At 67.3% G+C, this 22,529-nt stretch carries 20 protein-coding genes and 2 tRNA genes; 19 read left to right on the top strand and 3 right to left on the bottom strand.

Features of this window, described 5'->3' with window-relative positions; translation table 11 throughout:
• Positions 1-8 precede the first annotated feature (8 nt).
• From H165_RS0101445 to H165_RS0101390, 12 genes are all read left to right on the top strand, one after another.
• On the top strand, positions 9-1,508 hold the full coding sequence (locus H165_RS0101445; RefSeq protein WP_017937117.1) for an NAD(P)H-hydrate dehydratase: 1,500 nt from the start codon (positions 9-11) through the stop codon (positions 1,506-1,508).
• Positions 1,496-1,978, top strand: coding sequence for a tRNA (adenosine(37)-N6)-threonylcarbamoyltransferase complex ATPase subunit type 1 TsaE (gene tsaE / locus H165_RS0101440; RefSeq protein WP_017937116.1), 483 nt, complete (start codon positions 1,496-1,498; stop codon positions 1,976-1,978). Before H165_RS0101445 ends, tsaE begins: the two co-directional genes overlap by 13 nt.
• Positions 1,979-1,981: 3 nt before the next feature.
• Entirely contained in the window at positions 1,982-3,418 is a 1,437-nt protein-coding gene (locus H165_RS0101435; protein ID WP_155943568.1) for an N-acetylmuramoyl-L-alanine amidase, read from the top strand.
• Positions 3,415-5,304: a DNA mismatch repair endonuclease MutL gene (gene mutL / locus H165_RS0101430; protein ID WP_017937114.1), complete on the top strand. Its 1,890-nt coding sequence runs from the start codon at positions 3,415-3,417 to the stop codon at positions 5,302-5,304. The genes H165_RS0101435 and mutL overlap by 4 nt, the downstream gene beginning before the upstream one ends.
• A gap of 60 nt (positions 5,305-5,364) precedes the next feature.
• On the top strand, positions 5,365-6,327 hold the full coding sequence (gene miaA / locus H165_RS0101425) for a tRNA (adenosine(37)-N6)-dimethylallyltransferase MiaA (protein WP_017937113.1): 963 nt from the start codon (positions 5,365-5,367) through the stop codon (positions 6,325-6,327).
• Positions 6,328-6,416: 89 nt separating this feature from the next.
• Positions 6,417-6,674: an RNA chaperone Hfq gene (gene hfq, locus H165_RS0101420; protein ID WP_017937112.1), complete on the top strand. Its 258-nt coding sequence runs from the start codon at positions 6,417-6,419 to the stop codon at positions 6,672-6,674.
• Positions 6,675-6,686: 12 nt separating this feature from the next.
• A complete protein-coding gene (gene hflX / locus H165_RS0101415; protein ID WP_017937111.1) occupies positions 6,687-7,988 on the top strand; it encodes a ribosome rescue GTPase HflX in 1,302 nt (433 codons plus the stop codon).
• 100 nt (positions 7,989-8,088) lie between these two features.
• On the top strand, positions 8,089-9,255 hold the full coding sequence (gene hflK, locus H165_RS0101410) for an FtsH protease activity modulator HflK (RefSeq protein ID WP_017937110.1): 1,167 nt from the start codon (positions 8,089-8,091) through the stop codon (positions 9,253-9,255).
• On the top strand, positions 9,255-10,124 hold the full coding sequence (hflC, locus tag H165_RS0101405; RefSeq protein WP_017937109.1) for a protease modulator HflC: 870 nt from the start codon (positions 9,255-9,257) through the stop codon (positions 10,122-10,124). Before hflK ends, hflC begins: the two co-directional genes overlap by 1 nt.
• A gap of 107 nt (positions 10,125-10,231) precedes the next feature.
• A complete protein-coding gene (locus tag H165_RS0101400) occupies positions 10,232-10,417 on the top strand; it encodes a DUF2065 domain-containing protein (protein WP_026146267.1) in 186 nt (61 codons plus the stop codon).
• Between the two features lie 35 nt (positions 10,418-10,452).
• Complete coding sequence (locus H165_RS0101395; RefSeq protein WP_017937107.1) at positions 10,453-11,637, top strand: ATP phosphoribosyltransferase regulatory subunit; 1,185 nt, start codon at positions 10,453-10,455, stop codon at positions 11,635-11,637.
• A gap of 50 nt (positions 11,638-11,687) precedes the next feature.
• Positions 11,688-12,980 carry an adenylosuccinate synthase gene (locus tag H165_RS0101390; protein ID WP_017937106.1) on the top strand — a complete coding sequence of 431 codons (1,293 nt, stop codon included), beginning with the start codon at positions 11,688-11,690 and terminating at the stop codon, positions 12,978-12,980.
• Between the two features lie 129 nt (positions 12,981-13,109).
• Here H165_RS0101390 and H165_RS20310 read toward each other — a convergent pair whose 3' ends face one another.
• The 3 genes from H165_RS20310 to H165_RS0101375 all read right to left on the bottom strand — a co-directional run bounded on the left by H165_RS20310 (position 13,110) and on the right by H165_RS0101375 (position 15,127).
• Positions 13,110-14,690, bottom strand: a complete 1,581-nt coding sequence (locus tag H165_RS20310) for a methyl-accepting chemotaxis protein (protein WP_017937105.1) — start codon at positions 14,688-14,690, stop codon at positions 13,110-13,112.
• A 155-nt stretch (positions 14,691-14,845) separates the two neighbouring features.
• Positions 14,846-14,932 (bottom strand) — tRNA-Leu (locus H165_RS0101380).
• Between the two features lie 108 nt (positions 14,933-15,040).
• A tRNA-Leu gene (locus H165_RS0101375) sits at positions 15,041-15,127 on the bottom strand.
• Between the two features lie 200 nt (positions 15,128-15,327).
• Between H165_RS0101375 and rnr the strand changes: the two genes are divergently transcribed.
• From rnr to dnaB, 7 genes are all read left to right on the top strand, one after another.
• Positions 15,328-17,883, top strand: coding sequence for a ribonuclease R (gene rnr, locus H165_RS0101370; RefSeq protein ID WP_017937104.1), 2,556 nt, complete (start codon positions 15,328-15,330; stop codon positions 17,881-17,883).
• The gene (rlmB, locus tag H165_RS0101365) at positions 17,883-18,638 is read left to right on the top strand and encodes a 23S rRNA (guanosine(2251)-2'-O)-methyltransferase RlmB (protein WP_017937103.1); all 756 of its coding nucleotides are present in this window, start codon (positions 17,883-17,885) and stop codon (positions 18,636-18,638) included. The genes rnr and rlmB overlap by 1 nt, the downstream gene beginning before the upstream one ends.
• A 182-nt stretch (positions 18,639-18,820) precedes the next feature.
• Positions 18,821-19,237 carry a 30S ribosomal protein S6 gene (gene rpsF / locus H165_RS0101360; RefSeq protein ID WP_017937102.1) on the top strand — a complete coding sequence of 139 codons (417 nt, stop codon included), beginning with the start codon at positions 18,821-18,823 and terminating at the stop codon, positions 19,235-19,237.
• A gap of 28 nt (positions 19,238-19,265) precedes the next feature.
• A complete protein-coding gene (gene rpsR, locus H165_RS0101355; RefSeq protein ID WP_017937101.1) occupies positions 19,266-19,496 on the top strand; it encodes a 30S ribosomal protein S18 in 231 nt (76 codons plus the stop codon).
• A gap of 36 nt (positions 19,497-19,532) precedes the next feature.
• The gene (locus H165_RS0101350) at positions 19,533-20,426 is read left to right on the top strand and encodes a hypothetical protein (protein ID WP_017937100.1); all 894 of its coding nucleotides are present in this window, start codon (positions 19,533-19,535) and stop codon (positions 20,424-20,426) included.
• Between the two features lie 21 nt (positions 20,427-20,447).
• Positions 20,448-20,894 carry a 50S ribosomal protein L9 gene (rplI, locus tag H165_RS0101345; RefSeq protein WP_017937099.1) on the top strand — a complete coding sequence of 149 codons (447 nt, stop codon included), beginning with the start codon at positions 20,448-20,450 and terminating at the stop codon, positions 20,892-20,894.
• Between the two features lie 167 nt (positions 20,895-21,061).
• A complete protein-coding gene (gene dnaB, locus H165_RS0101340; protein ID WP_017937098.1) occupies positions 21,062-22,456 on the top strand; it encodes a replicative DNA helicase in 1,395 nt (464 codons plus the stop codon).
• Positions 22,457-22,529 lie beyond the last annotated feature (73 nt).

Genomic DNA, 22,529 nt, shown 5'->3' with positions numbered 1-22,529 from the left:
GCCGACGCATGCCGACCTCAGCCGACGACCTTCCCCTGCCCCTGTATTCCGCCGCCCAGGTGCGCGAGCTGGACGCCCGCCTGATCGCCGCCGGAACCCCGGGTTTCGAACTCATGCAGCGGGCCGCCCACGCCTCCTGGCGTGCCCTGCGCCAGCGCTGGCCGGAGGCCGGTGCGCTGACCGTGCTCGCCGGGCACGGCAACAACGCCGGCGACGGATACCTGGTGGCCGCCCTGGCGCAGCGCGCCGGCTGGCGAGTGCAGGTGCTGGCGGTCGGCGACCCTGGCCGGCTCGCTGGCGATGCCGCCGCGGCCCATGCCGAGGCGCGGCAGGCCGGGGTGGCGGTGCGCCCCTGGAGCGAATGCGCGGTCCTCGAAGGGGTGCTGGTGGATGCCCTGCTCGGCACCGGCCTGACCGGCGCGGTGCGCGAGCCCTTCGCCCAGGCGATCCGCCAGGTCAACGCCAGCGGTCTCCCGGTGCTGGCCATCGACATCCCTTCCGGGCTGTGCGCCGACACCGGCCGCGAGCTGGGCGTGGCGGTACGCGCGGATCTTACGGTGACCTTCATCGGGCTCAAGTTCGGCCTGTTCAGCGGCGTCGGTCCGGAGCGGGTTGGTGCGTTGCGGTTCGCCGACTTGCAGGCTGATCCGGCGCTGGTCGCCGAGCAACCGGCCAAGGCCTGGCGGCTGGCCGGGGATGCCCTGCCGCGCCTGGCAGCCCGTCCGCGCTGCGCCCACAAGGGCCAGTTCGGCCACCTGCTGGTGATCGGCGGCGACCGCGGCCTGGGCGGCGCCGCCCTGCTCAGCGCGCAGAGCGCCCTGCGCGCCGGTGCCGGGCTGGTGTCCCTGGCGACACGCGAGGAGCACGTCAGCGCCGCTCTGGCGCGGCTGCCCGAGGTGATGGTGCAGGGCGTGGCCTCCACCTACCAGTTGCCGGGGTTGGTCGCCCGCGCCGACGTGCTGGTGGTCGGTCCCGGTCTCGGCCAGGCCGCCTGGGGGCGCAGCCTGCTGTCGGTGGCGGCGGCCAGCGACCGTGCCCAGGTGTGGGACGCCGATGCCCTCAACCTGCTGGCCGCCGGCGAGGTGAAGGCTCCGGCCGAGCTGGTGATCACTCCGCACCCGGGCGAGGCGGCGCGCCTGCTCGGCTGCTCCAGCGCCGAGGTGCAGGCCGATCGCGCCGCCGCCGCCCTGGCCCTGGCCGAGCGCTACCGGGCGGTGGCGGTGCTCAAGGGCGCCGGCAGCCTGGTGGCCGCCCCGGACGGCCGGCTGGCGCTCTGCGACCGCGGCCATCCGGCGATGGCCGGTGCCGGGCTGGGCGACGTTCTGGCCGGGCTGATCGGCGCCCTGCGCGCCCAGGGTCTGGATGGCTACGCCGCCGCCTGTCTGGCAGTCTGGCTGCATGCCAGTGCCGGCGAGCGGCTCGGCGCCCAGGGCCGCGGTCTGGCCGCCAGCGACCTGATTCCGGTGATCCGCGAGCTGCTGGAGGCTCACAGCCCATGTCTGGCCTGACCTTCTACGCCGCCGACGAGGCGGCCATGCTTGAGTTCGGCGCACGCCTGGCCGAGGCGACCGGCGGTCGCGGGGTGATCTTCCTTCTCGGCGACCTGGGGATGGGCAAGACCACCCTGTCGCGCGGGCTGATCCGTGGCTTCGGCCATCAGGGCGCGGTGAAGAGCCCGACCTTCACCCTGGTCGAGCCCTACGAGCTGGACGGCCGGCGCATCTACCACTTCGACCTGTACCGCCTGGTCGATCCCGAGGAGCTGGAATTTCTTGGCATTCGCGACTACTTCGAGGGCGACGCCCTGTGCCTGATCGAATGGCCGCAACGCGGCGCCGGCGTTTTGCCAAAGCCGGACCTGACCATTACCATTGGCGCCCATGGAGGCGGCCGTTCGCTGCATCTGGCGCCACATGGCCCACGAGGTGAAGCCTGGTGCGCCGCTCTGCAGGCAGGGCAGCAACGGCATCATCAATAACCAGTGGGGATTTCTATGCGCATTCGCGCGCGGGCGTTTGGGGTGGGACTGCTGCTGCTGGCCCTGGCAGCGGATGTGCTCGCTGCCGTTCAGGTCAAGGGGGTCCGCCTCTGGCGTGCGCCGGACAACACGCGGCTGGTCTTCGACCTGTCCGGTCCGGTGCAGCACAATCTGTTCACTCTGACCGCGCCACACCGTATCGTCATCGACGTCAACGGCGCGCAGCTGGCCACCCGTCTCGACCAACTGGCGCTGAGCAACACCCCGATCACCGGCGTGCGCTCCGCCCAGCGCAGCCCCGACGAGCTGCGCGTGGTGATCGATCTGTCCGCGCCGGTCACCCCGAAGAGCTTCAGTCTGGCGCCCAACCAGCAATACGGCGACCGCCTGGTGATCGACCTGTTCGACCAGGGCGCCGACAGCGCCCCGGCCCTGCCGGCCGGCAGCGCGGCCAGCAAGCCGACGGTGCCGGTCACCCCGACCCAGACGACGGCGCCGCGCACGGCAACCGCCCTGCCGGCCGGCAAGCGCGACATCGTCATCGCCATCGACGCCGGCCACGGCGGCGAGGACCCCGGAGCCATCGGGCCCAAGGGGCAGCACGAGAAGAGCCTCACCCTGGCCATCGCCAAGGAGCTGCAGCGGCAGATCAACCGCGAGAAGGGCTTCCGCGGCGAGCTTGTGCGCACCGGCGACTACTTCATCCCGCTGCGCAAGCGCACCGAGATAGCCCGCAAGAAGGGCGCCGACCTGTTCGTCTCCATCCACGCCGACGCCGCGCCCAACCGCAGCGCCTTCGGTGCCTCGGTGTTCGCCCTCTCGGAGCGTGGCGCCACTTCGGAGACCGCCCGCTGGCTGGCCGACAACGAGAACCGCTCCGACCTGATCGGCGGGGTCGGCACCGTCAGCCTGGACGACAAGGACCGGGTGCTCGCCGGGGTGCTGCTCGATCTGTCCATGACCGCCTCGCTGGCCTCCAGCCTGGACGTCGGTCAGAAGGTGCTGTCCAACATGGGGCGCATCACCCCACTGCACAAGCGGCGCGTCGAGCAGGCCGGTTTCATGGTGCTGAAGTCCCCGGACATTCCGTCGATTCTCGTGGAGACCGGGTTCATCTCCAACCACAACGAGTCCCAGAAGCTGGCCAGCGCCAGCCATCAGCAGGCCCTGGCCCGGGCGATCACCACCGGGGTCAAGCAGTTCTTCCAGCAGAGTCCGCCGCCCGGCACCTACATCGCTTGGCTGCGCGACCAGGGCCGGCTGAGCAGCGCCGGTCCGCGCGAGCACGTGGTCAGCTCCGGCGAGAGCCTGGCGCTGATCGCCCAGCGCTACGACGTCTCGCTGGCCGCGTTGCGCAGCGCCAACAACCTGAAGAGCGACAGCATCCGGATCGGCCAGGTGCTGCAGATACCCGCCACCACCCTGGCGGCCCAGCCATGAGCCCGGGCGCCCGCATCCAGCTGCTCAGCCCGCGGCTGGCCAACCAGATCGCCGCCGGCGAGGTGGTCGAGCGCCCGGCCTCGGTGGCCAAGGAACTCCTGGAGAACAGCCTGGACTCCGGCGCCCGGCGCATCGAGGTGGACGTCGAGCAGGGCGGCGTCAAGCTGCTGCGGGTGCGCGATGACGGCTCGGGGATCGCCGCCGAGGACCTGCCGCTGGCCCTGGCGCGCCATGCCACAAGCAAGATCCGTGATCTGGAGGACCTCGAGCGGGTGGCCAGCATGGGCTTCCGCGGCGAGGCGCTGGCCTCGATCAGCTCGGTGTCGCGGCTGACCCTCACCTCGCGCACCGCCGACGCCGAGCAGGCCTGGCAGGTGGAGACCGAGGGCCGCGACATGCAGCCGCGGGTGCAGCCGGCGGCCCACCCGGTGGGCACCTCGGTGGAGGTGCGCGACCTGTTCTTCAACACCCCGGCGCGGCGCAAGTTCCTGCGCTCGGAGAAGACCGAATTCGATCATTTGCAGGAGGTGGTCAAGCGCTTGGCTCTGGCGCGCTTCGACGTGGCCTTCCACCTGCGCCACAACGGCAAGAGCATCCTCAGCCTCCACGAGGCCGCCGATGGCGCCAGCCAGGCGCGCCGGGTCGCCGCGGTGTGCGGGGCCGCCTTCCTCGAGCAGGCGCTGCCCATCGAGGTGGAGCGCAACGGGCTGCGTCTGTGGGGCTGGGTTGGCCTGCCGACCTTCTCTCGCAGCCAGGCCGATTTGCAGTACTTCTACGTCAACGGCCGCTGCGTGCGCGACAAACTGGTCGCCCACGCGGTGCGTCAGGCCTACCGCGACGTGCTGTACAACGGCCGCCATCCGACCTTCGTGCTGTTCCTCGAGCTGGATCCGGCGCTGGTCGACGTCAACGTGCACCCGACCAAGCACGAGGTGCGCTTCCGCGACAGCCGCATGGTTCACGACTTCCTCTACGGCACCCTGCACCGCGCCCTCGGTGAGGTGCGCCCGGAGGACCAGTTGGCTGCCCCGCCGGCGGTCGCCGAGATTGTCCGCCCTACGGGCATTGCCGCCGGCGAGTTCGGCCCGCAGGGAGAGATCGGCCTGGCCGCCAGCGTGCTGGAAACTGCGCCGGCTGCGGACGCCCCGGCCTGGCGCGGCAGCCATGCCGCCGGCTATCAGGCTCCGCGCCCGGCCGCTTCCGCCCTTCCGCTGGGTGAGACGGCCGGGGTTTATCGCGAGTACTTCGCGCCCTTGGCCGAGTCCGCCGCGCCCGCGCCGCTGCCCGATGGACAGGGCGACGTCCCGCCGCTCGGCTACGCCCTGGCCCAGCTCAAGGGCATCTACATCCTCGCTGAGAACCGCCACGGCCTGGTGCTGGTGGACATGCACGCGGCCCACGAGCGCATCACCTACGAGCGCCTCAAGCTGGCAATGGCCAGCGAGGGCTTGAGCGGCCAGCCGCTGCTGGTGCCGGAATCCCTGGCGGTCAGCGAGCGCGAGGCCGACTGCGCCGAAGAGCACGCCGACTGGTTCCGCCGCCTCGGCTTCGAACTGCAGCGCCTGGGCCCGGAAACCCTGGCGATCCGCCAGATCCCGGCGCTGCTCAAGCAGGCCGAGGCCAATCGCCTGGTCCAGGACGTGCTTGCCGACCTCATGGAGTACGGCACCAGCGACCGTATCCAGGCCCACCTCAACGAGTTGCTGGCGACCATGGCCTGCCACGGCTCGGTGCGCGCCAACCGGCGCCTGACCATCCCGGAGATGAACGCCCTGCTGCGTGACATGGAGCGCACCGAGCGCAGTGGCCAGTGCAACCACGGCCGGCCGACCTGGACCCAACTCGGCATGGACGACCTCGACAAGCTGTTCCTGCGCGGCCGCTAGGCCTTGCAGGGCGCCGCGCGGGGCCGGAAACTATCCGGCCCTGTTTGCCCGGGCCTGCCGATGTCTGAATCCTTCCAACCCGCCATCTTCTTGATGGGGCCGACCGCCTCCGGGAAGACCGACCTGGCGCTCGAACTCGCACGCCTGCTGCCCTGCGAGCTGATCAGCGTGGACTCCGCGCTGGTCTACCGCGGCATGGACATCGGCACCGCCAAGCCGTCCCCGGCGGTGCTCGCCGAGTTCCCGCATCGGCTGATCGATATCCGCGACCCGGCGGAGAGCTATTCCGCCGCCGAATTCCGCACCGACGCCCTGGCTGCCATGGCCGAGATCAGCGCGCGCGGGCGCATCCCGCTGCTGGTCGGCGGTACCATGCTGTACTACAAGGCCCTGCTGGACGGCCTCGCCGACATGCCGAGCGCCGATCCCCAGGTGCGCGCCGAGCTGGAGGCCTGGGCCGCGGCCGAGGGCCTCGAGGCGCTGCACCGCGAGCTGACGCGGGTAGACCCGGAGTCGGCGGCGCGCATCCACCGCAACGATCCGCAGCGACTGGTGCGCGCTCTGGAGGTGTACCGGGTCAGCGGTCGGACAATGAGCGAACATCGTCGCCTGCAGACACGGCAGGGTGCGACGGCGACCGGCCAGTTCCCGTATACTGTCGCCCAGCTGGCCATAGCGCCGACCCGGCGCCAGATCCTCCACGAGCGCATCGCGGAACGATTTCTGCACATGCTGGAACAGGGCTTCGTCGAAGAGGTCGAAGCCCTGCGCCGTCGTGGGGATCTGCATGCGGGCCTGCCGTCGATGCGGGCGGTGGGGTATCGCCAGGTGTGGGAATACCTGGATGGCAAGCTGACTCGGGCGGAAATGGTCGAGCGCGGCATCATTGCCACCCGGCAACTGGCCAAACGACAGTTCACCTGGTTGCGGGGCTGGGCTGGATTACACTGGTTGGACAGCCTGGCCAGCGACAATCTGCCGCGTGTCTTGAAATACCTGAACTCGGTCTCCATATTGGGCTGAGACTTCGGCTTTGGCCGTCTATCCTTGGGGGTGAGGCGGTCCTAAATATCATTTAATTCTTAAAAACTATCCTCAAAGGAGTGCGGCACATGTCAAAAGGGCATTCGCTACAAGACCCTTACCTCAATACCCTGCGTAAGGAACGCGTACCGGTTTCCATCTATCTGGTCAATGGAATCAAGCTGCAGGGCCAGATCGAATCTTTCGACCAATTCGTCATCCTGCTGAAGAACACCGTCAGCCAGATGGTCTACAAGCACGCCATTTCCACCGTGGTGCCCAGCCGCCCGGTGCGCCTGCCCAGCGCGGCTGACAGCGAGTCCGAAGCCGAGCCGGGCAACGCCTGATAGGAGTCCGTCTTGTTCTTTGAGCGCCACCAAGGGGGAGAGCGGGCCATCCTTGTCCATCTGGAAGGTCAGGACCCCGAGGTGCGCGAAGATCCGCAGGAATTCCAGGAACTGGTCACTTCGGCTGGGGCGGAGACGCTGGCGCTGGTCAGCGTCCCGCACCACCGGCCGAGCGCCAAGTTTCTGATTGGCAGCGGCAAGGTCGAGGAACTGCGCGATCTGGTCAAGGCCGAAGAAGCCGAGCTGGTGATCTTCAACCATGTCCTGACGCCCAGTCAGGAACGCAACCTCGAGCGCGCCTTCGAATGTCGGGTGATCGACCGCACCGGGCTGATCCTCGACATCTTCGCCCAGCGCGCGCGCACCCACGAGGGCAAGCTGCAGGTCGAGCTGGCCCAGCTGGAGCACATGAGCACCCGCCTGGTGCGCGGCTGGACCCACCTGGAGCGCCAGAAGGGCGGCATCGGCCTGCGCGGTCCCGGCGAAACCCAGCTGGAAACCGACCGCCGCCTGCTGCGCGTGCGCATCCGCCAGATCAAGCAGAAGCTGGAGAAGGTGCGCAGCCAGCGCGAGCAGGCCCGACGCGGGCGCAAGCGTGCCGACATTCCCTCGGTGTCCCTGGTCGGCTACACCAACGCCGGCAAGTCCACCCTGTTCAACGCGCTGACTGCCTCGGAGGTCTACGCTGCCGACCAGCTGTTCGCCACTCTCGATCCGACCCTGCGCCGCCTCGAGCTGGAGGACCTAGGGCCGGTGGTGCTGGCCGACACCGTGGGCTTCATCCGCCACCTGCCGCACAAGCTGGTCGAGGCGTTCCGCGCCACCCTGGAGGAATCCAGCAATGCCGACCTGCTGCTGCACGTGATCGACGCCCACGAGCCGGAGCGCGATCAGCAGATCGAGCAGGTCAACGCGGTGCTCGAGGAGATCAGCGCCCACGAGCTGCCGCTGCTCGAGGTCTACAACAAGATCGACCTGCTCGACGGCGTCGAGCCACAGATCCAGCGTGACGGCAGCGGCAGGCCGCAGCGCGTGTGGCTTTCGGCCCGCGACGGGCGTGGCCTGGAGCTGCTCCGTCAGGCGATTGCCGAGCTGCTCGGCGAGGATCTGTTCGTCGGTACTCTATGCTTGCCGCAGCGCTACGGCCGATTGCGCGCGCAATTCTTCGCCATGGGCGTGGTGCAGAGCGAGGGGCACGACGAGCAGGGCGACAGCCTGCTGTCGGTACGCCTGCCGCGGGTCGAGCTGAATCGTCTGGTCAGTCGGGAAGGCTGGCAGCCGGCCGAGTTCCTTGCGCAACACACTTTGCAATAAAGCCTGCTGTACTGGTTTTGCGGCCAGCGGCGAGCATCGGTAGCATTGTCGGACGCGCGCCGTGTGGCGCGTCTTTCGCTTGATCAGTATGGAGAGCGCTATGGCTTGGAATGAGCCGGGGGGCAACTCGAACAATCAGGACCCCTGGGGGGGCGGTGGACGGCGAGGTGGCGATCGCAAGGGTCCGCCGGACCTGGACGAGGCCTTCCGCAAGCTGCAGGAGAGCCTCAACGGGCTGTTCGGCAACAAGAAACGCGGTGGCGGCGATGACCAGCGCCCTGCCGGCGGCGGCTTCGGCGTGCTGGGCATCGGCTTGGCGGTGCTCGCGGCCATCTGGTTGTACAGCGCCATCTACGTGGTCGACGAACAGGAGCAGGCGGTGGTGCTGCGCTTCGGCGAATACCACGAGACCGTCGGGCCCGGCCTGAACATCTACTTCCCGCCGATCGACAAGAAGTTCCAGGAGAACGTCACCCGCGAGCGTGCCTACAGCAAGCAGGGACAGATGCTGACCGAGGACGAGAACATCATCGAGGTGCCGCTGACCGTGCAGTACAAGATCAGCAACCTCAAGGACTTCGTGCTCAACGTCGACCAACCCGAGCTGAGCCTGCAGCAGTCCACCGACAGCGCGGTGCGCCACGTGGTCGGCTCGACCCCCATGGACCAGGTGCTGACCCAGGGCCGCGAGCTGATGGCCAGCGAGGTCAAGGAGCGCCTGCAGAGCTTCATGGACACCTATCGTACCGGCATCACCGTGACCCAGGTGAACCTGCAGAGCGCCGCTGCGCCGCGCGAGGTGCAGGAGGCCTTCGACGACGTGATCCGTGCCCGCGAAGACGAGCAGCGCGAGAAGAACCAGGCGGAAAGCTACGCCAACGGCGTGGTGCCGGAAGCCCGCGGCCAGGCTCAGCGCCTGCTCGAGGAGGCCAGCGCCTACCGGGACGAGGTGATCGCCCGCGCCCAGGGTGAGGCCGAGCGCTTCAGCAAGCTGCTCGCCGAATACCGCAAGGCGCCGGAGGTGACCCGCGAGCGCCTGTACCTGGAAACCATGCAGGACATGCTGAGCAACACCAGCAAGGTGCTGGTGACCGGTGACAAGGGGCAGAACAACCTGCTCTACCTGCCGCTGGACAAGATGATCGACAGCCGCGTCGGTGGTGCCGCGGCCGCCCCGGTGGTGCCCTCCAGTGCGGGCAGCGACCTGGGCTCGCGGGTCAATTCGGACCTGCAACAACGTGATCTGCGCACGAGGGAGAGTCGCTGATGGGCAACAAATCGCTGATCGCCCTGATCGTCGGCGTGGTAGTCGCGCTGGTCGCCTGGAACAGCTTCTACATCGTCCTGCAGACCGAGCGGGCGGTGCTGCTGCGCTTCGGCAAGGTGGTGGAGCCGGACGTCAAGCCGGGCCTGCACGTGAAGATTCCCTACATCAATCAGGTGCGCAAGTTCGACGCCCGGCTGATGACCCTGGACGCCTCCACCTCGCGCTTCCTGACGCTGGAGAAGAAAGCGCTGATGGTCGACGCCTTCGCCAAGTGGCGGGTGCAGGATGCCGAGCGCTACTACACCGCCACCTCGGGTATCAAGCAGATCGCCGACGAGCGCCTGGCTCGCCGTCTGGAAGCGGCGCTGCGCGACCAGTTCGGCAAGCGCACCCTGCACGAGGCGGTGTCCGGCGAGCGGGATGCCCTGATGGGGCAGGTCACCGCTGCGCTGAACAGCGCTGCGCAGCGCGAGCTGGGCATCGAGGTGGTCGACGTGCGGGTCAAGGCCATAGACCTGCCGAAGGAGGTCAACCGCAGTGTGTTCGACCGGATGAGCTCCGAGCGCGAGCGCGAGGCCCGCGAGCACCGCGCCAAGGGTCGCGAGCTGGCCGAGGGGATCCGCGCCGATGCCGACCGGCAGCGCCGGGTAATCCTCGCCGAAGCCTACCGTGAGGCCGAGGAGATCCGCGGCGAGGGTGACGCCAAGGCGGCGGAAATCTACGCCAAGGCCTATTCCCAGGATCCGGAGTTCTACGCCTTCTACCGCAGCCTGCAGGCCTACCGGCAGAGCTTCGCCGAGAAGCGCGACGTGCTGGTGCTGGATCCGAAGAGCGAGTTCTTCCGTTACCTGGAGAAATCCAGGCAGTGATCGCCGCCCCCGGCGGACGCCTGTCGTCCGTCGGGGTGACCGATCCCGGAAACGTGTTATGATGAGCCAGCCGGGAAAATCCCGGCTTTTTTGCGTCTGTGGAAATCATGTGGCAGGAGCTAGGCATAGCGCTGTGTCTGATGCTGGTGCTGGAAGGCATCCTGCCCTTTCTCTGTCCGCGACGCTGGCGCGAGACGATCAACCAGGCGGCCCGGCTGCCTGATCGGTACCTGCGCCTCATCGGGTTGGCCAGCATGCTGCTGGGAACCACCCTTCTGTATCTGCTTCACTGAAGGCTTGCCGCCCGGACCGAGAGGGGAATGGCGAAATGGCAACGGTAGACCGCTGGCTGCTGCCAGATGGCATCGAGGAAGTACTGCCGCCTGAAGCGGCACGCATCGAGGAAGCGCGGCGCGAGGTACTGGACCTGTTCCGGCGCTGGGGTTACGAGTTTGTGGTCACACCGCATATCGAGTACCTGGAATCCCTGCTCACCGGCGCGGGCCAGGACCTGGACCTGCGTACCTTCAAGGTCACCGACCCGCTGTCCGGTCGGCAGATGGGCTTCCGCGCCGACATCACCCCGCAGGTGGCGCGCATCGACGCCCATGCCCTGCGCCGCGAAGGGCCGAGCCGACTGTGCTACGCCGGCAGCGTGCTGCACGCCAAACCGCGCGCCCTGTCCACCTCGCGTAGCCCGATCCAGCTAGGCGCCGAGCTCTACGGCGACGCCAGCCCGGCCAGCGACATCGAGGTGATCAGTCTGATGCTCGAGACGCTTGAACTGGCCGGCGTTCCCGACGTGCACATGGACCTCGGCCACGTTGGCATCTACCGTGGCCTGGCCCATGCCGCCGGGCTCACCGGGGACGTCGAGGAGCGGCTGTTCGATGCCCTGCAGCGCAAGGCCGGCGACGAGATCGAGGCGCTCACCGAGGCCGTGCCGGCCGACCTGCGGCGCATGCTGCGCTCCCTGGCCGAGTTGTGCGGCGGCCGCGAGGTGCTCGACCTGGCCCAGGCGGCGTTGGTCGAGGCGCCGGCCGAGGTGCATGCCGCGCTGGATGCGCTGATCGCCATCGCCGACGGCCTGGAGCGCCGCTATCCCGAGCTGCCGCTGTACTTCGACCTGGCCGAGTTGCGCGGCTACCACTATCACACCGGCGTGGTGTTCGCCGCCTTCGTGCCCGGCGTCGGCCAGTCAATCGCCCAGGGCGGCCGCTACGACGACATCGGTGCGGACTTCGGGCGTGCCCGTCCGGCCACCGGTTTCTCCACCGACCTGAAGACCCTGGTCAGCCTTGGGCAGATCCAGATCGACGAGACGCCCGGGATCTGGGCGCCGGACAGCCATGACCTGCTGCTCTGGCAGACGGTGCGGCAGCTTCGCCGCGAGCGCCAGCGGGTGGTCCAGGCGCTGCCCGGGCAGGACATCCAGGCCGCCCGCGCCGCGGGTTGCGACCGCCTGCTGGTACTGGTCGACGGCCGTTGGCAGGTGGAGCCTCTGGCTTCCTGATTTTTCCGCCGGCCGAGCCGGCATCGAGCTTCCTCAAGAGGGTGAGAATTATGGGTAAGAATGTCGTCGTCCTGGGCACCCAGTGGGGTGATGAGGGCAAGGGCAAGATCGTCGACCTGCTGACCGAGCAGGCCGCGGCGGTAGTCCGCTACCAGGGGGGGCACAACGCCGGCCACACGCTGGTGATCGACGGCGAGAAAACCGTGCTGCACCTGATCCCCTCGGGCATCCTGCGCGACAACGTGCAGTGCCTGATCGGCAACGGCGTGGTGGTCGCTCCCGACGCCCTGCTGGATGAGATCGGCAAGTTGGAGGGGAAAGGCGTGCCGGTTCGCGAGCGCCTGCGCATCAGCCCGGCCTGTCCGCTGATCCTGCCCTACCATGTGGCCCTCGATCAGGCCCGCGAGAAGGCCCGTGGCGACGCCAAGATCGGCACCACCGGCCGCGGCATCGGCCCGGCCTACGAAGACAAGGTGGCGCGTCGCGGACTCCGCGTCGGTGACCTGCTCCACCGCGAGCGTTTCGCCGCCAAGCTGGGCGAGCTGCTCGACTACCACAACTTCGTGCTGGTCAATTACTACAAGGAGCCGGCCATCGACTTCCAGACCACTCTGGACCAGTGCATGGCGTATGCCGAGCAGATCGAGCCGATGGTGGCCGACGTCACCGCGCTGCTCCATGGTCTGCGCCGCGATGGCAAGGACATCATGTTCGAGGGCGCCCAGGGCTCGCTGCTGGACATCGACCACGGCACCTACCCGTTCGTCACCAGCTCCAACACCACTGCCGGCGGCATCGCCACTGGTTCCGGCTTCGGCCCGATGCACCTGGACTACATCCTCGGCATCACCAAGGCCTACACCACCCGCGTCGGCTCCGGCCCGTTCCCCACCGAGCTGTTCGATGACATCGGCGCGCACCTGGCCAAGCGCGGCCACGAGTTCGGCGCCACCACCGGGCGTGCCCGGCGCTGCGGCTGGTTCGATGCGGTGATCCTGCGGCGCGCCATCGAGATCAACAGCATCTCCGGGCTGTGCCTGACCAAGCTGGACGTGCTCGACGGTCTGGACACCGTGCGCCTGTGCGTGGCCTACAAGGACCAGGACGGCAACCTCATCGAAGCGCCCACCGATGCCGACAGCTACATCGGCCTGCAGCCGGTCTACGAGGAGATGCCGGGCTGGAAGGAATCCACCTTCGGAGTGAAGAGCCTCGACGAGCTGCCGGCCAACGCCCGCGCCTACATCAAGCGCGTGGAAGAGCTGGTCGGCGCACCCATCGATATCATCTCCACCGGCCCGGACCGCAACGAGACCATCATCCTGCGTCATCCGTTCGCCTGATCCGGCGTCCGGCTCCTGCGAATCCCCGGGAAGGCCAGCCCTTCCCGGGGATTTTTCTTGGCCCGGGATTTTCGTCGCAGCAACAAAAAGGCCGCTTGCGGGAGCGGCCTTTTGGCTTGGGCGAGGGCCTCAGGTACGGAAGCGCGCCAGCTGGTCGTGGAGGTCCTGTATGCCGCTACGGATTTCCTCGCTGCTGCTCGCCATGCGCTCGGCGTCGCGGTGGGTCTGCAGGGACAGTTCGGTGAGCTGGTTCACCCGCCGGTCGATGTCCTGCACCACCTGGCTCTGCTGCTCGACCGCCGAGGCGATCTGCAGGCTGTTGCCGTTGATCTCCTGCACGTCGCGGAGCATCTGCTGGAAGATCTCCCGGGCCTTCTCGATCTGCTCGACGTTCTCGCTGGCCTGTCCGGCGTTCCTGCGCAGGCTGTCCAGGGAGTGCTGGGCGCGGGCCTGCAGGCGCTCGATGATCTGGCTGATCTCTCCGGTGGATTCCTGGGTGCGGCTGGCCAGGGTGCGCACCTCGTCGGCGACCACCGCGAAGCCGCGCCCAGCCTCGCCGGCGCGGGCCGCCTCGATGGCCGCGTTGAGGGCCAGCAGGTTGGTCTGCTCGGCGATCCCGGTGATCACCTCCAGCACCTTGCCGACCGCCTGGGTCTCGTGCTCCAGCTGGTGCATCTGCTCGCTGGTGCGCTGCAGGTCCTGGCTCAGGGCGTTCAGCAGCTCGGTGCTGCGCTCCATCGCGGCGCGGCCGTCGAGGCCGTTGCGCTCGGTGTTCTGCGCCGACTCGGCGGCGCTCTGGGTGTAGCGGGCCACCTCGGTGAGGCTGGCGGTCAGCTCGGTGAGGGCGGTGGCGGCCTGATCCAGTTCCTGGTGCTGGCGCGCGGTGTTCTGCTCGGAAGCCTGGATGGCGCTCAGGGTTTCGCCGAGGTGCTCGCGGGAGTGCTCGCTGCTGTGCTTGGCCTGGGCGAGCAGATTGCGGACCTGTTCGGCCATGCGGTTGAAGGCCTGGGTGATGCGACCGAACTCGTCGTCGTTCCGGCGTGCCTGCATGTGCTGGGTGAAGTCGCCGTCGGCGACCCGGGTCAGCGCCTGTTCCAGGCCGCGCAGGTCCTTCATCAGCGGGTGCGTGCCGAACTGGTAGCCGGCGATCACCAGCAGGAGGATGGCGATCACGCAGGCGAAGGCGATTTCCAGTTGGCTGCGCTGGGTGTTCTCGGCGAGCCGGGCCATCAGGGTCACCGCCTCGTTCATGTCCTTGATCAGTTCCAGGGAGGTCTGCTGCAGCAGCGGCATGTCCAGATTGCCGTTCGGCTGCACGCCTTGCAGTTGCTGGCGGAGGCGCTGCCAGTGGTCGCCGACGATACGCAGCTGATTCTGGATGGCCGGATCCTCGAAGCGGGTGATGTTGCGCTCGCGGTTGCCGTTGAGCAGGTCCAGGTGGGAGAGCTCGAACTGCTCCATGGTGGCTTCCAGCACGCTGCGGTCGATCACTCCGTGGTGCAGGAGCAGGGCTTCCTTGCTCATCTTCTGGCTGAGCATGCGCTGGGCGCCGGCGACGTTGATGGTTTCCGGGGAGACCGAGAGACTCAGGTAGAGCGCCACGCAGGCCAGCAGGGCGAGCAGGAACATCAGTGCGTAGGAGAACAGGAACTGGTGTTCCAGAGTTCTCAGGCCCAGGCGGTGCAGCAGCGAATCGATGAGAGTTTTCATGGCGCCTTCTTGCGAGTGGTGAAACCGTCAGCAGGGGGATCGGCGCAGAGGCGGGAATTTTTAGCAGGCTAAGAGATCGTCGGACGGACTGCGCCGGGACTACACGCAGGTAAAAAAAAACCGAGCTCATCGGCTCGGTTTTTTTATGAATAATTTGGTGCCCAGGAGAAGACTCGAACTTCCACGGTGTCGCCACCACTGATACCTGAAACCAGCGCGTCTACCAATTCCGCCACCTGGGCATAGCACGATGATCGCTCATCGCTTGAACCAGTGATTTGCCGTTACCGGCACGGAGCACTGTCTCCGTTAAACGCTGAACCGAGCCAGCAGCTCGGTTCGGTCGAATTTGGTGCCCAGGAGAAGACTCGAACTTCCACGGTGTCGCCACCACTGATACCTGAAACCAGCGCGTCTACCAATTCCGCCACCTGGGCACTGAAACGAATGATTGCTCACCTCGTTCCGTGGTACAACGTCGTCACCGACGCTGTGGGCGCGAACTATACGGGCGCCCATTTGGCTTGTAAACCCCTGACGGCAAAAATATTGTGCCGGAAAAGCTGGGTGGTCGGGCGCGTTTCGCGCTTCAATAGAAGCAAGACTTTTCAAGAGCACAATAGGTAACCCTATCTACATGGCCGATTGGCAATCCCTCGATCCCGAGGCCGCACGTGAAGCGGAAAAATACGCAAACCCCATTCCCAGCCGCGAGCTGATCCTCCATCACCTGGCCGAGCGCGGCTCGCCGGCGACCCGCGAACAGCTCGTGGAAGAGTTCGGTCTGGACGACGAAGAACAGATCGAGGCTCTGCGTCGCCGTCTGCGCGCCATGGAGCGCGACGGGCAGCTGATCTACACCCGGCGCGGCACCTACGCCCCGGTGGACAAGCTGGACCTGATCCGCGGCCGAGTCAGCGGGCACCGTGACGGGTTCGGCTTCCTGGTTCCCGACGACGGCAGCGACGATCTGTTCCTCAGTCCTATGCAGATGCGCCTGGTGTTCGACGGCGACCGGGTGCTCGCCCAGGTTTCCGGCATCGACCGCCGTGGTCGCCGCGAAGGGAGCATCGTCGAGATCCTTGAGCGCGCCCACGAGATCGTGGTCGGCCGCTACTTCGAGGAGAGCGGCATCGGCTTCGTCACCCCGGACAATCCCAAGGTGCAGCAGGAGGTGCTGGTTACTCCGGGACGCACCCTGGGGGCCCGGATCGGCCAGTTCGTGGCGATCAAGATCACCCACTGGCCGACCATGCGCTTCCAGCCGCAGGGCGACATCGTCGAGGTGATCGGCGACTACATGGCCCCGGGCATGGAGATCGACGTCGCCCTGCGCAGCTACGACATTCCCCATGAGTGGCCCAAGGAGGTGATCCGCGAGGCGCGCCGCCTGAAGCCCGAGGTGGAGGAGAAGGACAAGGAGAAGCGCATCGACCTGCGTCACCTGCCGTTCGTCACCATCGACGGCGAGGATGCCCGCGACTTCGACGACGCGGTGTACTGCGAGAAGCACCGCAGCCGCTGGAAGCTGTTCTCCGGTGGCTGGAAGCTCTACGTGGCCATCGCCGACGTGTCGCACTACGTCAAGGTCGGCTCGGCGTTGGACGAGGAAGCCCAGAAGCGCGGCAACTCGGTGTACTTCCCCGAGCGGGTGGTACCCATGCTTCCCGAGGAGCTGTCCAACGGCCTGTGTTCGCTGAACCCGCACGTCGACCGCCTGGCCATGGTCTGCGAGATGAGCATCTCGAAGAGCGGCGAGATCGTCGACTACCAGTTCTACGAGGCGGTGATCCATTCCCATGCGCGGCTCACCTACAACAAGGTCAGTGCCATCCTCGAGCGCCCGCAGAGCGCCGAGGGCAAGCGCCTGCGCGACCAGTACGCCGAGGTGGTGCCGCATCTGAAGAGCCTGCACGCGCTCTACAAGGTGCTCCTGGCGGCCCGCCACGAGCGCGGCGCCATCGACTTCGAGACTCAGGAGACACGCATCGTTTTCGGCCCGGACCGGAAGATCCTGGAGATCCTGCCGACCCAGCGCAACGACGCCCACAAGCTGATCGAGGAGTGCATGCTGGCCGCCAACGTGGCCACTGCGCGCTTCATGCAGGACCACGACATCCCCTCGCTGTACCGCGTCCACGAAGGCCCTCCGGCCGAGCGGGTGGAAAAGCTCAAGGCCTTCCTTGCCGAGCTGGGGTTGTCCTTGCAGCGCAGCAAGAAGACCGGGGACGTTCCCACGCCCAAGGACTACCAGGCGTTGCTGGAAAGCATCCAGAACCGTCCGGATTTCCACCTGATCCAGACGGTGATGCTGCGCTCCCTCAGCCAGGCGGTGTACAGCGCCCACAACGACGGCCACTTCGGCCTCAACTACGAGGCCTACACCCACTTCACCTCGCCGATCCGCCGCTATCCGGACCTCCTGGTTCACCGCGCGATCCGCAGCGTGATCCGCTCCAGGCGCGAGACCCCGCACGTGCGCCGCGCCGGCGCGCCGAGCCTTCCCAAGGCGCGCATCTACCCCTACGACGAGGCGGCGCTGGAGAAACTCGGCGAACAGTGCTCGATGACCGAGCGGCGTGCCGACGAGGCGACTCGCGACGTGGTCAACTGGCTGAAGTGCGAGTTCATGCGCGACCGCGTCGGCGAGGTCTTCGACGGGGTGATCACTGCGGTGACCGGCTTCGGCATCTTCGTCGAGCTCACCGACATCTTCGTCGAGGGCCTAGTGCACGTCACTGCGCTGCCGGCCGACTACTACCACTACGACCCGGTGCACCACCGTCTGTCCGGCGAGCGCAGCGGGCGCAGCTTCCGCCTCGGCGACAGCGTGCAGGTGCAGGTCATGCGCGTCGACCTCGACGAGCGCAAGATCGACTTCGAGCTGGCCGAGGGCGAGCGCGGCAAGGTCTCGGCTAGGCGCAGCCGGCGTTCCGCCGGGGGGCAGCCCGCGCCGAGCGCCGGCAAGGGCGAGGCGCCAGCCGGCAACACCGACGTGGCGAAGAGTCGCGCGGTGAAGAAGGCACTGCTCGAGGAGGCCAAGTCCGGTAGCCGCGGCAAGCAGGCCAAGGGCGCCGGCAAGCCGAGCAAGGCGAGGACCAAGGCAGCCGGCAAGGCGCTGAGCAGCGGCAAGGACAAGAAGGCGGCGTCGGCGGCTTCGGCCACCAAGCCGCGCAAGCGTAAGGTCAAGTGATGAGTCAGTGGGAAAAGATCTACGGCGTGCACGCCGTGGAAGCCTTGTTGCGTCACCATCCCAAGCGGGTCAAGCACATCTGGCTGGCCGAGGGGCGCCGCGATCCCCGGGTGCAGACCCTGCTGACCCTGGCCGAGCAGGCCCGGGTGGCGGTCGACCAGGTCGGCCGCCACGAGCTGGACGAATGGGTCGAGGGCGTGCACCAGGGCGTGGTCGCCGAGGTCAGTCCCAGCCAGGTGTGGGGCGAGGCGATGCTCGAGGAGTTGCTCGATCGAAGCCCGGGCACGCCGTTGCTGTTGGCCCTGGACGGGGTCACCGATCCGCACAACCTCGGCGCCTGCCTGCGCACCGCGGATGCCGCCGGGGCGCTGGCGGTGATCGTGCCCAAGGACAAGTCGGCGACCCTCAACGCCACGGTGCGCAAGGTGGCCTGCGGGGCTGCCGAGGTGGTGCCGCTGGTCGCCGTGACCAACCTGGCGCGTTGCCTGGAGAAGTTGCAGAAGCGCGGTTTGTGGGTGGTCGGCACTGCCGGCGAGGCGGAGCAGGAGCTCTACGACCAGGACCTCAGCGGCCCGCTGGTGGTGGTGATGGGGGCCGAGGGTAGGGGCATGCGCCGGCTGACCCGCGAGCACTGCGACTTCCTGGTCAAGTTGCCGATGGCCGGCAGCGTCAGCAGCCTCAACGTTTCGGTGGCCACCGGGATCTGCCTGTTCGAGGTGGTCCGCCAGCGCCGTGCGGCGCAACGCCAGGCCTGAGCCTGCCGTGCTGTTCAAATAATCGCCAGTCTGCCTTGCGCCGGCGGGGCGGCTTCCCTAGAATGTCGCCCCTTGCCGTGCCGGTAGGTCCTTGTGCGCCTTCAGTACAGCAAGCCAAAGAAGAGTCATTCACTCCTTGCCTGACCGCTGCGGTGGCAGGCTACAACCCGTAAGGAGCATTTATGCGTCATTACGAAATCGTCTTTCTGGTTCACCCGGACCAGAGCGAGCAAGTCGGCGGCATGGTCGAGCGTTACACCAAGCTGATCGAAGAAGACGGTGGCAAGGTTCACCGCCTGGAAGACTGGGGGCGCCGTCAACTGGCCTACGCCATCAACAACGTTCACAAGGCCCACTACGTGCTGATGAACGTGGAGTGCACCGCCAAGGCCCTGGCCGAGCTGGAAGACAACTTCCGCTACAACGATGCCGTGATCCGCAACCTGATCATCCGTCGCGACGAAGCCATCACCGGCCCGTCCGAGATGCTCAAGGCCGAGGAAAACCGCAGTGAGCGTCGCGAGCGTCGCGAGCGCGTCGAGACTGCCGAGAGCGCCGAAGGCCAAGGCAGCAGCGACAGCGAAAACGCTGACGAGTAATCCACGGATCTATTGAGGAGCCACTGTCATGGCACGTTTCTTCCGTCGTCGTAAGTTCTGCCGTTTCACCGCTGAAGGCGTGAAGGAGATCGACTACAAGGATCTCAACACCCTGAAGGCCTACATCTCGGAAACCGGCAAGATCGTTCCGAGCCGTATCACCGGTACCAAGGCTCGCTATCAGCGTCAGCTGGGCACCGCCATCAAGCGCGCCCGTTTCCTGGCCCTGCTGCCTTACACCGACAGCCACGGCCGCTGAGAACGGACGGTCGACAAGCAGTAAGGATTGAATCGCATGCGCGCCCTGGCTGAGTTCATCATGCGCGGCCGCATGCAGGCCACCCTCGTGGTGGTGGGGTCTGCGGCTCTGCCGCTGTTGTTCTGGTTGAGCGCCGCCGCCGGCAGCCTGGTTTTGCTGCGGCGCGGCTTGAACGATGCCTTGAGCGTCGTGCTCTGGGCCATGCTGCCGGCCGTCGGCTGGTGGTATTTCGGCGAACCGCGCACCCTGCTGGTGCTGCTCGGGACGCTGGCGCTGGCGCTGCTGTTGCGCGCCAGCGGGTCCTGGGCACGGGTGACCGTGGCCAGCGTGGCGCTCGGCGTGGTGTACGGCCTGACGTTGGGCTCGGCGTTTCGCGAACCCATCGAGACACTGGCGACGGAGCTGCAGAAGCTCATGCCGCAGATGCTCGGTGACCTCCATCAGCAGATGGGGGAGGGGGAGCGGGCCCGGCTGAACGCCCTGCTGGCACCGGTGCTGACCGGACTGATGGCGGGACTGCTGCAAGCGGCCAGCCTGCTGTGCCTGATGCTTGGGCGTTACTGGCAGGCCGTTCTGTATAACCCCGGTGGTTTCGGCCGCGAGTTCCGCGCGCTGCGACTGCCGCCGGCGCTGGCGCTGCCTTTGCTGGCCGGCATGCTGCTCGGCCCCAACCTCGGGGTCCAGGCGGCGATGCTGACGCCGCTGTGCAGCGTGCCGCTGGCCTTCGCCGGGCTGGCCCTGATTCACGGGCTGGTGGCGCAGGGCCGACTGGGCAGGTTCTGGCTGGTCGGGTTGTACGTGACCCTGGTGCTGTTCATGCAGCTGACCTATCCGTTACTGGTGGTGTTCGCCCTTGTCGACAGTCTGATTGATTTTCGCGGCCGCCCGGCGCGCAACGACGGCGCCGGTTCCGCGAACGGTGAAGGTTAAAAGTTAAGAGGTAAGACTCAAATGGAAGTCATCCTGCTGGAAAAAATCGCCAACCTGGGCAACCTGGGCGACAAGGTGAGCGTCAAGGCCGGTTACGGTCGCAACTACCTGCTGCCGCAGGGCAAGGCCACTGCCGCTACCCCGGAAAACATCGCTGCGTTCGAAGCCCGTCGCGCCGAGCTGGAAAAGGCCGCTGCCGAGAAGAAGGCCGCTGCCGAAGCCCGCGCCGCGCAACTGGCCGAGCTGGAAGTCACCATCACCGCCACTGCTGGCGATGAAGGCAAGCTGTTCGGTTCCGTCGGCACCCACGACATCGCCGACGCCCTGACCGCCGCCGGCGTGCCGGTCGCCAAGAGCGAAGTGCGCCTGCCCAACGGCACCATCCGTCAGGTCGGCGAATACGACATCGCCCTACACCTGCACACCGACGTGGAAGCTACCGTCCGCGTCATCGTGGTGGCTGCCTAACGGCACTCGATCGTCTGGCACCCACCGGGTGCCGGCGGTAACATCGGGCACGGTCCCGCGCAAGCGGGCCGTGCCCTTTGCTTTCCGGCCGTAGCCGGGTGTCCTGCCCCGCGGCTGCCTCCGGGCCTGGCCCCGGCCTTTTCATTGCAGAATCCATCCACCGAGCCATGAACGATATCAGCGTCCCCGAGCAGTACGATCTGCAGACCGCCGCCCTCAAGGTGCCGCCGCATTCGATCGAGGCCGAACAGGCCGTGCTGGGTGGCTTGATGCTCGACAACAACGCCTGGGAGCGGGTTTTGGACGCGGTGTCGGACGCCGACTTCTACCGGCACGACCACCGCCTGATCTTCCGCGCCATCCACAAGCTGGCCGAGCGCAACATGCCGTTCGACGTGGTGACCCTGTCCGAGCAGTTGGACAAGGAAGGCCAACTGGCCCAGGTGGGCGGCCTGGCCTACCTCGGCGAATTGGCCAAGAACACCCCGTCGGTGGCCAACATCAAGGCCTACGCCAACATCATCCGCGAGCGCGCCACCCTGCGGAAGCTGATCAGCATCAGCAACGAGATCGCCGACAGCGCCTACGAGCCCCAGGGGCGTAGCGGCGAGGAGATCCTCGACGAGGCCGAGCGCAAGATCTTCGAGATCGCCGAGTCGCGGCCGAAGTCCGGCGGCCCGGTGGGGATCAACGACATCCTGGTGAAGGCCATCGACCGCATCGACACCCTGTTCAACGCGGGCGACGCGATCACTGGCCTGTCCACCGGCTTCACCGACCTGGACAACCAGACCAGTGGCCTGCAGCCGGCCGACCTGATCATCGTCGCCGGGCGTCCGTCCATGGGTAAGACCACCTTCGCCATGAACCTGGTGGAGAACGCCCTGATGCGCAGCGACAAGACGGTGCTGGTGTACTCCCTGGAGATGCCCTCGGAGTCCATCGTGATCCGTATGCTCGCCTCCCTGGGACGCATCGACCAGACCAAGGTGCGTTCCGGGCGCCTCGACGACGACGACTGGCCGCGCCTGACCTCGGCGGTGAACCTGCTCAACGACCGCAAGCTGTTCATCGACGACACCGCCGGCCTCAGTCCCTCGGAGATGCGCGCGCGCACCCGCCGGGTGGCCCGCGAGCACGGCGAGATCGGCCTGATCATGGTCGACTACCTGCAGCTCATGCAGGTGCCGGGTTCCTCCGGCGACAACCGGGTCAACGAGATCTCCGAGATCTCCCGCTCCCTCAAGGCCCTGGCCAAGGAGTTCAACTGCCCGGTGATCGCCCTGTCGCAGCTCAACCGCTCCCTGGAGCAGCGCCCCAACAAGCGCCCGGTGAACTCCGACCTGCGCGAATCCGGGGCCATCGAGCAGGACGCCGACATCATCATGTTCGTCTACCGCGACGAGGTGTATCACCCGGAGACCGAGCACAAGGGCATCGCCGAGATCATCATCGGCAAGCAGCGTAACGGTCCGATCGGCACGGTACGCCTGGCCTTCCTCGGCAAGTACTCGCGCTTCGAGAACCTGGCGCCGGGCAGCTACCAGTTCGACGACGAGTAAGCGCCGGCCGGCCGTCGCCTGCCCGCCGGCGGCACGGCGCCTGGGCCGGCAAAACCCAGCTTGCCGGTCGGAC

This window comes from Pseudomonas thermotolerans DSM 14292 (genome assembly GCF_000364625.1).
Classification (GTDB): Bacteria; Pseudomonadota; Gammaproteobacteria; order Pseudomonadales; family Pseudomonadaceae; genus Aquipseudomonas; species Aquipseudomonas thermotolerans.
This window is presented reverse-complemented; position numbering and strand designations above follow the sequence as displayed.

Bases quoted from the DNA above. Each gene is read 5' to 3' on its own strand.
- H165_RS0101445 (WP_017937117.1), top strand. From the start codon at position 9: ATGCCGACCTCAGCCGACGACCTTCCCCTGCCCCTGTATTCCGCCGCC.
- tsaE (WP_017937116.1), top strand. From the start codon at position 1,496: ATGTCTGGCCTGACCTTCTACGCCGCCGACGAGGCGGCCATGCTTGAG.
- mutL (WP_017937114.1), top strand. From the start codon at position 3,415: ATGAGCCCGGGCGCCCGCATCCAGCTGCTCAGCCCGCGGCTGGCCAAC.
- miaA (WP_017937113.1), top strand. From the start codon at position 5,365: ATGTCTGAATCCTTCCAACCCGCCATCTTCTTGATGGGGCCGACCGCC.
- hfq (WP_017937112.1), top strand. From the start codon at position 6,417: ATGTCAAAAGGGCATTCGCTACAAGACCCTTACCTCAATACCCTGCGT.
- hflK (WP_017937110.1), top strand. From the start codon at position 8,089: ATGGCTTGGAATGAGCCGGGGGGCAACTCGAACAATCAGGACCCCTGG.
- hflC (WP_017937109.1), top strand. From the start codon at position 9,255: ATGGGCAACAAATCGCTGATCGCCCTGATCGTCGGCGTGGTAGTCGCG.
- H165_RS0101400 (WP_026146267.1), top strand. From the start codon at position 10,232: ATGTGGCAGGAGCTAGGCATAGCGCTGTGTCTGATGCTGGTGCTGGAA.
- H165_RS0101395 (WP_017937107.1), top strand. From the start codon at position 10,453: ATGGCAACGGTAGACCGCTGGCTGCTGCCAGATGGCATCGAGGAAGTA.
- H165_RS0101390 (WP_017937106.1), top strand. From the start codon at position 11,688: ATGGGTAAGAATGTCGTCGTCCTGGGCACCCAGTGGGGTGATGAGGGC.
- H165_RS20310 (WP_017937105.1), bottom strand. From the start codon at position 14,690: ATGAAAACTCTCATCGATTCGCTGCTGCACCGCCTGGGCCTGAGAACT.
- rnr (WP_017937104.1), top strand. From the start codon at position 15,328: ATGGCCGATTGGCAATCCCTCGATCCCGAGGCCGCACGTGAAGCGGAA.
- rlmB (WP_017937103.1), top strand. From the start codon at position 17,883: ATGAGTCAGTGGGAAAAGATCTACGGCGTGCACGCCGTGGAAGCCTTG.
- rpsF (WP_017937102.1), top strand. From the start codon at position 18,821: ATGCGTCATTACGAAATCGTCTTTCTGGTTCACCCGGACCAGAGCGAG.
- rpsR (WP_017937101.1), top strand. From the start codon at position 19,266: ATGGCACGTTTCTTCCGTCGTCGTAAGTTCTGCCGTTTCACCGCTGAA.
- H165_RS0101350 (WP_017937100.1), top strand. From the start codon at position 19,533: ATGCGCGCCCTGGCTGAGTTCATCATGCGCGGCCGCATGCAGGCCACC.
- rplI (WP_017937099.1), top strand. From the start codon at position 20,448: ATGGAAGTCATCCTGCTGGAAAAAATCGCCAACCTGGGCAACCTGGGC.
- dnaB (WP_017937098.1), top strand. From the start codon at position 21,062: ATGAACGATATCAGCGTCCCCGAGCAGTACGATCTGCAGACCGCCGCC.